Genomic DNA, 13846 nt, shown 5'->3' on the forward strand with positions numbered 1-13846 from the left:
TGCATCCTGCCTCGCGGGAGGCTCTCCGGGTGTGAAACACCTGGATGGCTGAACAATATTCTCCCTTAGCGCTATTTCTGCCTCCTCAAGCCCGTTTCCCTTACTTTTCCTGTCGTTATATGCCCTGCCCGCACTGACGTTTTTTGTCCTTTGTTACTCAATCAACTTACTGTTTTTAATAAATAAAATTATGTATTCTTTACAATGGCATAATGTCAACGCCGTTTACGTTTTTGCGAACATTAAATCTATAAAACTAGATGTTTGTCGACTTTTCATCTAAAAAGGGAAGGTAAGGGGCTGGACAAAACCACTACATGGTTATCAAATGGTTAAAAATGCTCGTTCCTGATGTTAAGACAAACAAATTATAAATCGTCAGCCCGCTTTATACGGTTAACTTGCGCTGCGGCGCACATTATCTGGAGAATTTATGCATTCCTCTGTTAATAAAAACGAAAGCCGTACCTTTTTCGGCCATCCTTATCCGCTGGGCTCCCTGTTCTTCACCGAAATGTGGGAGCGCTTCTCGTTTTACGGCATCCGCCCCTTACTGATCCTGTTTATGGCGGCGACGGTTTACGACGGCGGAATGGGGCTGGCGCGGGAGAACGCCTCGGCGATCGTCGGGATTTTTGCCGGCAGTATGTATCTGGCCGCGCTGCCGGGCGGCTGGCTGGCGGATAACTGGCTTGGCCAGCAGCGCGCCGTCTGGTACGGCTCGATTCTGATCGCCCTCGGGCACCTGTCGATCGCCCTGTCGGCATGGCTGGGCAACGACCTGTTCTTTATCGGCCTGATGTTTATCGTCCTCGGTTCCGGGTTGTTTAAAACCTGTATCTCGGTGATGGTCGGCACTCTGTATAAAAAAGGCGACGCGCGCCGCGACGGCGGTTTCTCGCTGTTCTACATGGGGATCAACATCGGCTCGTTTATCGCGCCATTGATCTCCGGCTGGCTGATTAAATCCCATGGCTGGCACTGGGGCTTCGGCATCGGGGGGATCGGGATGCTGGTGGCGCTGATCATTTTCCGTGTCTTTGCCGTGCCGTCGATGAAGCGCTATGACGCAGAGGTCGGCCTAGACTCCACCTGGAACAGCCCGGTGGCGAAAAAGAATGGCGTTGGGGCGTGGCTGCTGGCGCTGGCGCTGGGAGTGGCTGTGCTGGTCACGCTCATTAGCCTGGGCACGATCGTGATTAACCCGGTGGCGGTGGCCAGCGTGCTGGTCTATGTGATTGCCGCTTCCGTAGCGCTCTATTTCATCTGGCTGTTCGTCTTCGCCGGGCTGAATCGTAAAGAGCGGGCGCGCCTGCTGGTGTGCTTTATTTTGCTGGTTTCGGCGGCCTTTTTCTGGTCGGCATTTGAACAGAAACCGACCTCATTCAACCTGTTTGCTAACGACTATACCAACCGGATGATCGGCGATTTTGAGATCCCCGCGGTCTGGTTCCAGTCGATTAACGCCTTATTTATCATTCTCCTCGCCCCGGTATTCAGCTGGGCGTGGCCAGCGCTGGCGCGTAAAAACGTTCGTCCGGGCAGCATGACCAAATTCGTCATTGGCATCCTGTGCGCGGCGGCGGGCTTTGGCCTGATGATGCTGGCGGCGCAGAACGTCCTGAACAACGGCGGGGCCGGTGTGTCGCCGCTGTGGCTGGTGGGCAGCATCCTGATGCTGACGCTCGGCGAACTGTGCCTGAGCCCGATTGGTCTGGCGACCATGACCCTGCTGGCGCCGGAGAGAATGCGCGGCCAGATGATGGGGCTGTGGTTCTGCGCCAGCGCGCTGGGTAACCTGGCGGCGGGCCTGATTGGCGGTCATGTGAAGGCCGATCAGCTGTCGCTGCTGCCTGACCTCTTCGCCCGCTGCTCCATCGCATTGCTGATCTGCGCCGCCGTGCTGGCCGTGCTGATTGTCCCGGTCCGCCGGATGCTGGAGAACAGTCAGTCCAGCGGCGCGCAAAAATCCGTCAGCAACGCCTGACGCGATCCGCAGGCCGGTCCCGCGGGACCGGCTTGTTTTTTGTCCAACCCCCGCCCCTGCAGTGCAAAATCCCCTTTTCTGAATGCGCGATGTCCCATAACGTGAGCGTGTTCTTTGAAATCACGTCGCTTTCCGGTCCATAGTGTAGTCAGGTTTACTATGTGGTTAATATAAGGACACACCTATGCCAGCAGTCATTGATAAAGCATTGGATTTCATTGGTGGTATGAATACGTCTGAGCCAGTACCACAGTCTATGGATGAAAGTACCGCGAAGGGAATTCTCAAATATTTGAAAGAGCTGGGCGTGCCAGCCAGCCCGGCCGACGTCGCTGAGCGCGGTCAGCAGCAAGGCTGGAGCGCCGGGTTTACCGACAAAGTGGCGGAGTGGGCTGAACGGGTCGCCGCCGGCGAACGGCTGGTGATTAAGCATCCGGAATTCTTTTCCACCTACATGCGGGAAGAACTGCGCGCCCTGGTGTAATCGCCGCGCATCAACCCCGCGTCTTCTGTTTAATGCCTTCCCCACCGGGGAAGGCATTCTGGCTAATGACAAACCTGTTTCATTATTGTGCCCGCATTTCTGCCGGGTGGCGGCTTTCGCCTTACCCGGCCTACGAAAGACGGCAATATCAAACCGCTATGCGGTTGGCCGTAGGCCCGCGCAAGCGCAGCGCCGCCGGGCAATTCCTGAAGACGGTTTAATGGCTTCCCCACCGGGGAAGGCATTTTTGTTACTGGCCGCGGTAGCCGCCGCCCAGGGCTTTGATCAGGGTAATGTCGGTGCTCAATCGCTGGGCCTCAATATCCAGCAGCAACAGCTGCTGGGCAAGGACCGCCCGCCGGGCCTCTTCGGCGGCGTAGCGGCTGAGCAGGCCGCGCTGATAATGGGCGCGAGCGCTGTCGGTGGTGGTCTGCGCCGCGGTGACCTTCAGCTGCTGCAGCGCGCGCTGCTGATTCAGGTCGTTAAGCTGGCTGGAGCTGATGGCGACATCGCGAACCGCGTCCAGTACCGCCTGGTTGTACTGTTTGATCAGAATATTGCTGGCGGTGCGCACCGACTGCAGATTGGCGTTCAGACGACCGCCGTCGAAGATCGGCAGATAGAGCCCAGGCAGCAGGTTGATCTGCTGGAAAGAGGACTTAAACAGATCCCCGACGCTCAGGGCGTTATAGCCCCAGAACGCTTTGATATCAAAATGGGGATAAAACGCCGCTTTCGCCGCATCGACCTGGCTCAGGGAGGCGGTCACATACCCGCGCAGCGCCTGCAGGTCCGGGCGGCGGGCCAGCAGCTCGAAAGAGAGCGACGGCGGCAGCGTCTCCTGGAGCGCAGGCAGCGCCACCGGATGGATGGCCGGCATGCTTTGCGCATCGGCGCCGATCAGCGCCCGCAGGGTTTCACGATACTGGGTCAGCGTCCCCTCGGCGCTGATGATCTGCTGGCGGGCGGCGAGCTGTTCGGCCTGGGCGTTGGCCACATCCACACTGTCTTCCACGCCGCGTTGGGTCCGATGCTCGTGGGCCGCCACCGAGAACTGGGCAATGCCTTCCAGGTCCTGCAGCAGCGCGATTTTCTGGAACGTCGCCTGCATGGCGAAATAGAGCTGCGCCACGCTGCTGGCGATGTCGAGCTCAATGCCGGCGGTCTCCGCCAGCCGGGCATTTTTCTCGCCAATGGCGGCGGCGACCCGGGCGCGATCGGCTCCCCAGAGATCGATATTCAGCTGCGCCCCGACGCCAACGGTGTTCAGCGTATACCAGGGACCGTTCTTATCCACCGGCAGGGAGTAGGAGTAGGGCCAGCTAAAGGATTTGTCGGTGATCCGCAGGCGGTTTTGCGCCGCGACGGCGGTGGCCTGCAGGCCCATCGCCGACTGGGCGAGTTCCACCGTGGACTGCGACTGAGAGATGCGCAGCCGGGCGGCCTGCATGGTCGGCGAGTTCTGCAGCGCCCGGTTGATCAGCATATTGAGCTGAGGATCCTCATAGGCCTCCCACCAGCGGGCTGCCGGCCAGTCGCTATTCGCCAGGTGGATCACCTGCGCCAGCTGGGCCTGCTGCGGATTGACGATGGCGACCTGGGCTGGCTCGTCCTGGATCAGCGCGCAGCCGCTGAGCAGCGTCAGCGTCAGGGTAAGGAGAGTGCCGCGCAGCCGCGCGGAGAAAGGAAGGATCATCATGACGTTTTAGCCTGTTGCTCAGTCGCTATCGGTGTCGGGCCCCAGTCGGGCAGGGCGGCCAGCGCGGCGGCCAGCGCCGGGCCAAAGGGGTTAGTCAGGTCGGCGGCCAGCTGCTCGGCAGGCGCTGTCGCCTCCTGTTCGATACGTTCGGCGTAGCGCCGCAGCTGTTCGGCGCAGCGGGTCAGGGTCGGGTCTCCCGGCGCGGCGTTGAGCCGGTACCCTTCGCTGAGGCGGGCGATCTCCTCGGCCCGGGCGAGGGTGGCGCGCACCGGCCAGTCTTTCGCCTGGGGCCAGGGGTGGGCATACGTACCCAGCGGTTCGGCGCGAACCCGATGGATCAGCGCTTCGCTGTCGGTGAAGGCGACAAACAGAGGGGCCAGCGGCACCGCATCGTGCGGGGCGGCGAGGCAGTCCGCCAGCCGGCGATAGAGTCCGGCGAGGCGCGATTTCAGCTGCGGCGCTTCGCTGTCCGGCCAGAGATACAAATGGACAATGGAGGAGACCAGCACCCCAAGCAGGATGCCCAGCACCCGGTCCCGCAGCTCGGTGAGGTTTGTCAGCGGACCAAACCAGCTGAGGAAGGCCAGCGCAAAGGTGAAACCAATCTGGATCCCGGCGTAGGCGATACGCTCCGAGCCGGCGGCAATCCAGGCCGCCAGCGCCATCACCGGCAGGGACATCGCCAGCAGCCCCGACAGCGAGTCGGTCCAGGGCTGGACAAAGACGATTAACAGCAGCGCCAGCAGAGTGGCGAGCAGCGCGCCGCCGATGCGCAGCCACGTCTTCTGCATCGTGGCGCCCAGCCCGGGCTGGGCGACGATCACGCAGCTCAGCATAATGGTGTGCAGCCCCTGCCAGTCGGCAGCGGTATAGAAGACATAGCAGATTAGCGTCGCCAGCAGGGTCTTGAGCGCAAAATGGAGATACGCCGGGTTGCGCCAGGCGTCCGGCGCCAGCAGAGGCGGTTTTTCCACCTGGCCCTGCGGCAGGGCCACCGGCTCACCCTGGGCCAGCTGCTGCAGAAGGGCAGCCATCTCCTGCAGAACGGCGCGATTGGCGCCGCGGCCGCTGAGCGCCAGGGGGGGAATGGCGCCGTCAAACGGCCCCTCGCTAAGGGCGCTCTTCAGCTGGAGTACCGCCTGCGACAGCAGCAGGCGATCGTCGCTATCGGCCTCGTCCGCTTGCAGCAGCGCCGCCAGCTGGTAGCAGCGCAGGGTGGCGGCCAGCCGCGAGCGCCAGGCCTGCGGATCGGCGGCGATCTCCGGCGTCGCCCGGCAGGCCTGGGCGAACAGCGACTGCAGCTGGTTGAACAGCGCGGCGGTCTCGCCGAAGGTCGGTGGCGTTTCTCCGCCCGGGGTCGCCAGCCGGCTGGCGACCGACTGCAGCATCTCCGCCAGACGCGCCTTAAACTGGTTGCCGGGAAAGGCCTGCTGAAAACAGGCGTTGACCAGCAGGGTGACAAGGATCGCGGTGTTAATCGCCACCCACAGCCAGAGCAGCAGCCGCACCAGGATCTCGCTCTGGCTGGTCATCGACGGGAAGGTTTGGGCGTAAATCACCGCCAGCGCCACCACGAAAAAGGCCAGTCCCAGCTTGCCCAGCACCCGCATCAGATAGATGGCGCAGAAAAAGAGCGCCACGGAGGCCGCCAGGCGGATCAGCGGGTAGTCATAGGTCCACTTGATGATCAGCAGCACGCCGCCGAGCGCCACGCTGACGGTGACAAAAAAGACCACGCTGACTAACTTAATCATCAACACGTTAGGCTGGCTGACGTAGAACACGACGATCAGCGCGACGGCCAGGAAGGGGATCTGCAGGGTCATGAACAGGGTGATGAGCACCGCACAGCTCAGCGTCAGGCGCAGCGTGTAGCTGGCGCGTCCCGGCGCGTCGCGCAGTTCCTGGCGTAAAAAATGGGCGAGAGGAAACATCGCGTCGCCCGGCTACGGCTGCAGCACGGCGCTGGCTGAGGCGCCCATGCGGAACAGAGCCGGATCGGGATCGCTGACGGCGATTTTCACCGGGAAGCGCTGCGAGACGTGGACCCAGTTAATGCTTTTCTGGATCAGCGGCAGGCCTTCGATGACGCTCCCGCCTTCGGGCAGGACCCCGGAGCCGACCGAATCGACCACCCCGTTAAAGGTCCGGTTGTGGTTGGTCATCACGGTGATCCGCGCCGCCACGCCGGGGCGCACGTTGTTCAGATCGGTCTCGCGGAAGTTCGCGATCACATACCAGCGGTCGTCATCCAGCAGGGTGAAGACCGGCTTCAGCGCCGAGGCGTACTGGCCGACGGTGGTTTTCAGCGCCACTACCACGCCGTTGAACGGCGCGCGCACTTCGGTAAATTCCAGATGCAGTTCGGCAAGGGCGATTTGCGCCAGGATCCCGGCGCGTTGCGCCACCATGGCATCCACGCCGGTCACGGCCGCCGAGGCCTGTCTGGCCTGCAGCAGCGTGGCTTCCAGCTCCGCCCGCGCCGCTTTCTCGGCGGTGCGCGCCTGATCGAGATCTTCCTGCGAGGCAAACCCCTGCGGCACCAGCGGTTCAAGGCGGATGCGCGTGGAGGTGGTCTGCTTGACCAGCGCTCTGGCGCGCTCGACGGCGGCCGCTACCGACTGGGCGTTATACTCCTGCGCTTTGATGGTGCGCTGGGTCAGCATAATCTGCGCGTCGAGGGTCGTCAGCCGGGCTTTCGCGTCATCGAGCATCGCCTGATAGGGACGGGGGTCGATGCGGAACAGCAGATCGCCTTTTTTCACCCGCTGGTTATCGCGGATGGGCATCTCCACGATGCGTCCGCTGACCTCGGGCACCACATCGATGGTATCGGCATAGACATAGGCGTCATTGGTCTCCGGCGACGTTTGCAACTGCCAGATAACCAGGATCAGCGCCAGGATGGCGGCGAGGACCAGCGCCAGCAGAGGCCATTTCTTGCGTAACAGGGGAGTGCGGGAAGTAGTCATAAGCGATCAGTGAACAAAAAACAGAAACCACAGCAGCGTGGCGAACAGGAACATCAGCGCGACATAGCTGAAGACCAGGGGAGAAAAGCGCGGCTGCCAGCCGTTACGGGTAATCAGGATATGGCAGGGGATGAGTAAAAACGCGCCGCCCAACAAGCAGAAAAACCAGCCGGGGAACGCGGCGCCCAATACCGGGATCGCTGGTGAGAGTGAGCAGCCGGTGAGCGGCAAGACGAGCAGTAGCCGCGCCGGGCGGGCTATGGTGGCAATATGATTCAATGGAACATCCCTGAGTGCTCTTACCAGTGTGTCATGAGTGTAATCGCCTCGTTGCGGGAATGAAAGTCAACCGTTCGTTGAGTGCGGGATCCGTGCGCGCCGGAAGAGCGGGAGGATGCGCCAAATCCCTCTCCTGACGCCCATTACCGACTTGCGCATAGTCAGCCGTCACGGGGAGGACTATGCTTAGCCTGAAAGTCATAAAACAAGACCGAGGCAATGTCATGGATAAGGAATTACTGGAAGCCGGCTACCGGGCCTACACCGGGGAGAAAATCGACGTCTACTTTAATACGGCGATCTGTCAGCATTCCGGGAACTGCGTGCGCGGCAGCGCGAAGCTGTTCAATCTCAAGCGTAAGCCGTGGATCATCCCGGATGAAGTGGATGTCGCGACGGTGGTGAAGGTGATCGATACCTGCCCGAGCGGCGCCCTGCAATATCGTCATAAATAAGCGAGGAGAAGATGGAAATACTGGAAGGGCACAACAAATTTTATGTTAACGACGCGCAGGGTAACCAGGTCGCGGAGATTGTTTTTGTTCCCACCGGCGAACACCTCAGCATTATCGAACATACCGATGTCGATCCCAGCCTGAAAGGCCAGGGCGTGGGGAAACAGCTGGTGGCGAAGGTGGTGGAAAAAATGCGCCAGGAGCAGCGGAAGATTATTCCACTCTGCCCGTTTGCCAAACATGAATTCGATAACACCCGCGAATACGACGATATTCGCGCCTGACGTACCGGCACCGGTGTAAACCGGTGCGCTTTTCACTCGCCAGCGCATCCGCGCCATTAGTCACTCATCGCTTACCCCCATGCCTGTTCAAACGCCGACCGTGAGTTTGCTGATGAACGAGGCGGCTGCCTGTGCGGAAAGCGAGGGGCCATATGCGGGTGATATTTCACCCGCTTTTTACCCCCGCCAGCCGCTTCGCCGCGTTCAGCATCCGCTGGTTCAACCCCCGGGCGGCCAGCGAGCAGGAAGAGAGGATGTCATCGGTCATCATTGATAGACAAAGGTAATGCCGATGATCGACTGCACATTACCGGCGGTGACCTGGCCTGTGGTCCGGGCGTAGGTCGCCGTCAGGCCGAGATTGACCGGCGAGGTTCCGACGGTGCCCAGCGAGACCGTGCTGTTCGCCGGCACGGCGCTGCCGTTGCGGGTAAGCTGGACGCCTATCCCCTGCGCCGGCGAGGCGGAGGCGGTGTTCGTGAAGATCGCGTGGGCGCTGTCCGCGGTGGCGCCGGAGAGGTAATACCCCAGCTGCTGGCTCTGCGCGCAGTGCACGGTGAGCGGCACGGCCATGGAGCCCGGGTAGTCGGGGAGGGTGACGGTGACATCGCGGGCAGAGACATCGCAGCCGCCGGTGGGGACCACCACGTCGTTATTGGCGTAGATGTTCCAGATGAACTGGAAGGAGTCGCTATTGTAGTTGTTGGTCTGATGCAGGATCAGCACCGCGATTAACGATCCTGCGGCGATCGCCACCCCGCCGGCGGTGCTGACCGGCGTCAGATACAGGACGGCGGGCCAGGGCTTATCGGTCCGTGAATCGTAAATCACCCGCGCCGTTTCCGTGGTGGTCGGGAAGGGGTAAGAGGTGCCGTTATATTTCACGGTGCCAGAGAAACTCGACAGCACGCCGCCATAGGCGGATCCGCGCTGCAGGGTCACGTAGTCAGTGATCGTTTCCGGATAGTCGTTATGGCAAAAAATCTGCGTGGAGAGGTCGACCACCAGGTTTTGCCCGACGTTGACCGCCGGGGTCAGGTTAACGTAGACGTTGGCTGAGCCGCCGCCGATGGGGATCGTCGCGCCGGTGGCCGTTTTGCAGGCGAAGGACCAGGCGTTTATCGACCAGCCCAGCAGCAACAGGGTGGTGAACAGAGGGATAATTTTTTTCATCATGATGCTCTCCTGGCTCAGGCGTAGGTATAGGTGACGTTAATCACCGCCTGAATGGTGCCTTGCGTGGCGCCGCCGTTGACCGACAGGGCCCTGACCTGCAGCGGGAAGCGGGCGGACTGGCTGGCCTCATCCACCTGTACCGACTGGCTGCTGCCGTTGTTCAGCGTGGCGCCGTCCTCGCTCTGCAGTTCGAGCTGAATATTGCCTGCCGTCCCCTGGTTTTTGTAATAGCCGGTGCTGTCCGCGGTCCCGCTGAAGGTGGCCTTCACCCGTGAGGTACCGACGGGGCAGTTGCTGAGATCCAGCGCCACGCTGTGCCAGGCCGATGCCGAGCCCGCGCCGATCAGGCTGAAGGTGTAAAGATCGCCCAGCTCGACGGTGGCATTGACGGTGGAGACCGTGCAGGGTCTGGCCACCACCTTCCCGTTGACGGTGAGGGTGACATCGGCCGCCCGCAGGGAAGGGCTCGCGGTTAACAGGCCGGCCAGCAGCCAGCCCACGTGGGTCCATTTCATTGCAGCCTCCGCTTACTGAAATTCCAGGGTGAAAGTCGCTGTCGCATTGACATGCCCGGCGGTGACGGGCACCTGGGTGGCCATCAGACGGGCGTAAAAGTTCAGGATGTTGGTCTGGCCCGGCGTCAGCGTGGTCCAGGCGATGGCTGACGACGGGGCATTGACGGGCAGTCGGGACTGCTGCTGGTCGAGAATCTCCACCCCCATTCCCGCCGCCGCCGAGGCGCCGGCGTCGAGTTTTAACAGGCTGGTATTGACGCTGTCCGCCACGCCGGTGAAGCCGACCTTCACCGCGGTGACGGAAGTGCCGCAGGGCGACAGCACGATACGGAACGGCACCGGCGGGGTCGTTGCCCCGACGGCGTAAAACTGCTTCGCGGCGTTGTCCTGCAAATCGACGGTGAACTCCTTCGACTCTCCGGCCACCGCGCAGGCGTTGTCGCGCACATAGCCGCTGATGGCGATCGTGCTGTCGGCAGCGAAGGCCAGCGGCGCGGCCAGCGTGAGCAGGGCGCCCAGCAGATACTGCGGTGTTCTCATCATCATCTCCTTAGCGACACGCGACGGACAGCTGGCTGAGCGCCTGCTGCCGGCTCTCCGGCGGCAGACGATAATCGGCCACGCACTGGGCGTCGGGGCCATCGCCCCATTTCACCCGCACCTTACCCGCCAGCGGCATCCCGCTGAGGTAGACCTGACCGTTATCCGCGACGATGCTGCCGCTCCGGTTGCTGTCGCTGGTGGCGAGGGCGCCAAACGGCACCGGTTTGCCGCGATGGGTCAGCGTCATCAGGATCTTCATCCCCACCTGGGCGTTAAAGCTGGCGCGGACGATCGCCCCATGGGTAGGCACCACGCTGACCACCGCATCATCAAGGTCGACATTGTCCGCCAGGGTATTAGTGTCCAGCGCGACCCGGTTTTCGCGATACTCGGTGGCATACGGCAGGACGGCATATCCGCGCCAGTCGGTGCGTACCCCGGTCTGGTTTTCCACCTTCACGCCGCCGGCGCCGGGGGCTTTCACCAGCACCACGGTATCGTTCAGCGGCTGGCTCAAGGTGATGCCGTTGGCGTGCGCCAGCACGCCGCCGCTGACCCCGTAGTAAAGCTGTTTAAAGCCATCGCTGCGGCTGTAGCCGACGTTGGCGTTGCCGTAGCCGCCGCGGTAGTTGAGCGCGGTATAGCCGGTGCTCCCGTTGTCGCCGTTGCCGCCGCCGGCATAGCCGGTTTGCACGCTATAGCTGAGGTTGTTGTCATCAAGCAGGGTGCCGTACAGGCCCGCCAGATTGGTCATGCGGCCATTGAGATCGTGCGACAGGCTGTAGCTGGCGCTGGCGTGCCGCCAGACCGAACGGCTATCGGAGCGCAGCCAGTGGCTGAAGGGGATATTGACGTTAACCGCCAGCATCTGATCGCGTCCCTGCTGCCAGGCGTTTTTCGTCAGGCTGTAGCTTAGCGACCAGTTGATATCGTCTACGGCGGCGTTGAGGCCGACCTGCAGTTGCTCATCGGCATCGTCGGTGCCCCAGTAAGTCTGGTGGCTGCCGCTCAGATAGAGGGTGGCGGTGCGCCCCAGCTGTTGGGTCACGCTCAGCTGCACCTTGCCGCGTTTGCTGTAAGCCAGATTGTAGTAGTCGGTAAATTTGGGTTTCATCTGGATAACCCCGTCCTGAGTTTCCACGCTGTAGCCGCTCATCCGGCGGTAGGTGGTATCGGCAAAGTTATAGTAGCCGCGGGTGGAGTAGCGGTAGCCCACCAGCTGCAGGTTGGTGCCGGTCTCATCCAGTGACTTGTTATAGAGAAAGCGCACCGACTGTCCCTGATGCTCGCTGTCGTCAGGCAGGGTGGCGTTGGCCTGGGTGATATCCAGCGACAAGGCGCCGAAATAGCCCATGTTTTTCCCTACCCCGAGGTTAAAGGCGCGATAGCGGTCCGCCAGCTGGGCGCCGCCGTACAGGGTCCAGCCGGCCGGCAGGCCATGCATGGCCGTGCTCTGGAAAAAATCGGGTGTTTCCTGCTGGCTGTTGCCGCTGCGGTACTCCCCGGCGGAGAGGGCGAAGCGGGTATGGCCTTCGCGCTGCAGCACCGGCACCGTTGACCAGGGCACGCTGAAGACCTGGCGGGTGCCATCCGCTTCTTTAATGGTGACCTGCAGATCGCCGCCGTTGCCCGCGGCGTAGAGATCGTCGATGGTAAACGGCCCCGGCGGCACCGTGCTCTGGTAGATTTCGTAGCCGTTTTGTTTGACTGACACCTGCGCGGTGCCGCGGGCGATCCCGTGGATCACCGGCGCGAAGCCTTTCTGGCTGTCCGGCAGCATATTGTCATCGGAGGCCAGCTGCGCGCCGCGGAAGTTGATCCCGTCGAAGACATCGCCGTTGGTGTAGCTATCCCCGAGGGTAAGCCGCGACCGCAGGGGAATGATGTCCCGCTCAAGCCAGCTGTTGACGTGCTGCCAGCGGTTCTCATTGGATGAGGCGCTGCCGCCGCTGCTGTAACTCCAGGTGCTGTTATCGCGCAGGCGCCAGGCGCCGAGGTTCAGCCCGCTCTGCAGATTCAGATAGGCGTAACGGCTGTTCCCCCCGGTGGCGTTATGAACGTTATTGCCGGTGAAGTTATAGTTAATCAGCCCGGCGGTGATGCCGTTATCCCATAGCTCCGGCGGAATATAGCCGCGGGCGTGGCTGCCCATAAACGCCTGGGGTACGGTGAGATACAGGCGCTGCTGGCCGACATCGAAGCGGGTGGTGGCTTCGCTGATGAGCGTCGTTAGCGGCACGCAGGCCTTACTGTCCAGGGCCGCCATGCCCGTCACCCGTCCGGTATCCACCCCCATGCTCGCCAGCTGGCCGCGGGTCAGGCAGGGCGACAGGCCATGGCCCTGCGCGTCGGCCTGGAAAGTAACGTCCCGGGTAGTCATATAGCCGTTATTGAGGTAAATATCGACGCGATAGGTGCCCGGCGGGACCTCCTGGCCTTTTTCAAATCCCGACAGGTCTGCCACCGCCGCCGGATCGTCAGCTAAAAAGCGGGGGTTAAAATAGAGGTCCGCCTGCGCGGCAAACGGCTGCGAGCAGAGCCACAGCGTCAACGCCGGCGTAATCAGGCGCCGGGCGCTTGGGCGACCCCCATGGTCCAGTCCATATTTTCGATGTGACATAATCCCTCCGGTCCGACGTTGCCCGGCAGTCAGTGCTTCTGGTCATGCGCAGCGTGGCCCGCACGGCGGGGCACACCAGAGTTAACGCAGTACGCCATTCATTTTCGGCGTCAGCGCGCCGTAATCGTTAATGGTGCGATAGGTGATGGTGCCGCCGGCATCCGCGGGCAGCTTGACGCTGGTTTTGCCCATCGGCGGCACCAGGGCGTTTTCCAGAATGCGCGTTCCGGCGTTGAGTTCGGTCACCGTCAGGTAATAGGGGGTGGGATTAGTCAGCGTTAGCGACGATCCGTTGCGGCTAAAGGTCAGCTTGTCCGGCGCCTGATCCGGGGGCAGGGCCAGTTTTGCCGGTCGGTAGTAGAGCTTGATGCGGCTGATAATCGCCAGCTGGAGGGTGTTGTCGCTGAGCTTCGATTTATCCATTGAAGGAATGGCCTTCACGTTCATCCAGAACAGGCTTTCCCGATCCTGCGGCAGCTGGTTATTGGTCGCGTCGATAATGCGCAGGGTGTTCTCTTTTTTGCCCTGCATGGCAAACAGGGGGGGAGTGATAACAAACCGGCCGTCTCGCTGCCCATCGGCATTTTCCACCCATGACTGAATAAGCCAGGTGCTGTTGTCGTCGTTATTGGTGACCGCCAGCTGGACCTGTTTCTGACCCGCCGGGTAGATGACCCGGGTCGCGCCCAGCGCGACGCCCGCGTGCGCGCTGGCGCTCAACGCGCCGGCGGCGAAAAGCACACATCCCGTCAGTATGCCGCGTATCGTCGTTGCCGTTTTTCTCACATTATCTCCTTGTCTGCTCACGGTGTTGTCCTGCTGGTCTGCGGAT

Annotated in this window: 13 protein-coding genes; 4 read left to right on the top strand and 9 right to left on the bottom strand. The window is 61.7% G+C overall.

Translation table 11 applies throughout. The features are described 5' to 3' along the window. Positions 1-433: 433 nt before the first annotated feature. Together MKR05_RS09620 and MKR05_RS09625 are read left to right on the top strand one after the other, a co-directional pair. Positions 434-1987, top strand: a complete 1554-nt coding sequence (locus MKR05_RS09620; RefSeq protein WP_023290949.1) for a peptide MFS transporter — start codon at positions 434-436, stop codon at positions 1985-1987. A 184-nt stretch (positions 1988-2171) separates the two neighbouring features. Continuing rightward, a complete protein-coding gene (locus MKR05_RS09625; protein WP_004205347.1) occupies positions 2172-2471 on the top strand; it encodes a DUF1889 family protein in 300 nt (99 codons plus the stop codon). A gap of 250 nt (positions 2472-2721) precedes the next feature. Here the strand turns inward: MKR05_RS09625 and MKR05_RS09630 are convergent, their stop codons facing one another. Genes MKR05_RS09630 through MKR05_RS09645 form a run of 4 tightly spaced genes read right to left on the bottom strand, consistent with a single transcriptional unit; the run spans position 2722 to position 7421 of the window. Next, positions 2722-4170, bottom strand: coding sequence for an MdtP family multidrug efflux transporter outer membrane subunit (locus tag MKR05_RS09630; protein WP_044524654.1), 1449 nt, complete (start codon positions 4168-4170; stop codon positions 2722-2724). Further along, positions 4167-6104 (bottom strand): multidrug efflux transporter permease subunit MdtO, encoded by a 1938-nt coding sequence (gene mdtO, locus MKR05_RS09635; protein WP_238875620.1) that lies wholly within the window; start codon positions 6102-6104, stop codon positions 4167-4169. Before mdtO ends, MKR05_RS09630 begins: the two co-directional genes overlap by 4 nt. Positions 6105-6116: 12 nt before the next feature. Further along, a complete protein-coding gene (gene mdtN, locus MKR05_RS09640; RefSeq protein WP_023290946.1) occupies positions 6117-7142 on the bottom strand; it encodes a multidrug transporter subunit MdtN in 1026 nt (341 codons plus the stop codon). A 6-nt stretch (positions 7143-7148) separates the two neighbouring features. Then, positions 7149-7421, bottom strand: coding sequence for a YtcA family lipoprotein (locus MKR05_RS09645; protein ID WP_032454006.1), 273 nt, complete (start codon positions 7419-7421; stop codon positions 7149-7151). A 224-nt stretch (positions 7422-7645) separates the two neighbouring features. Here MKR05_RS09645 and yjdI point away from each other — a divergent pair, with 224 nt between their 5' ends. Together yjdI and MKR05_RS09655 are read left to right on the top strand one after the other, a co-directional pair. Then, positions 7646-7876 (top strand): 4Fe-4S mono-cluster protein YjdI, encoded by a 231-nt coding sequence (gene yjdI / locus MKR05_RS09650; protein ID WP_004205354.1) that lies wholly within the window; start codon positions 7646-7648, stop codon positions 7874-7876. A gap of 11 nt (positions 7877-7887) precedes the next feature. Continuing rightward, the gene (locus MKR05_RS09655) at positions 7888-8160 is read left to right on the top strand and encodes a GNAT family N-acetyltransferase (RefSeq protein WP_002916201.1); all 273 of its coding nucleotides are present in this window, start codon (positions 7888-7890) and stop codon (positions 8158-8160) included. Positions 8161-8427: 267 nt separating this feature from the next. Here the strand turns inward: MKR05_RS09655 and MKR05_RS09660 are convergent, their stop codons facing one another. The 5 genes from MKR05_RS09660 to MKR05_RS09680 form a co-directional block, all read right to left on the bottom strand. After that, positions 8428-9333 carry a fimbrial protein gene (locus MKR05_RS09660; protein ID WP_032429212.1) on the bottom strand — a complete coding sequence of 302 codons (906 nt, stop codon included), beginning with the start codon at positions 9331-9333 and terminating at the stop codon, positions 8428-8430. 17 nt (positions 9334-9350) lie between these two features. Next, a complete protein-coding gene (locus tag MKR05_RS09665; RefSeq protein ID WP_072199039.1) occupies positions 9351-9836 on the bottom strand; it encodes a fimbrial protein in 486 nt (161 codons plus the stop codon). A 27-nt stretch (positions 9837-9863) separates the two neighbouring features. Beyond that, the gene (locus MKR05_RS09670; RefSeq protein ID WP_023290941.1) at positions 9864-10391 is read right to left on the bottom strand and encodes a fimbrial protein; all 528 of its coding nucleotides are present in this window, start codon (positions 10389-10391) and stop codon (positions 9864-9866) included. A gap of 10 nt (positions 10392-10401) precedes the next feature. Further along, positions 10402-13014, bottom strand: a complete 2613-nt coding sequence (locus MKR05_RS09675) for a fimbrial biogenesis usher protein (RefSeq protein WP_238875618.1) — start codon at positions 13012-13014, stop codon at positions 10402-10404. 81 nt (positions 13015-13095) lie between these two features. Next, positions 13096-13779 carry a fimbria/pilus periplasmic chaperone gene (locus MKR05_RS09680; RefSeq protein WP_372583952.1) on the bottom strand — a complete coding sequence of 228 codons (684 nt, stop codon included), beginning with the start codon at positions 13777-13779 and terminating at the stop codon, positions 13096-13098. Positions 13780-13846: the final 67 nt, after the last annotated feature.

The organism is Klebsiella sp. K5-204 (genome assembly GCF_030128585.1).
Lineage (GTDB): Bacteria > Pseudomonadota > Gammaproteobacteria > Enterobacterales > Enterobacteriaceae > Klebsiella > Klebsiella quasipneumoniae.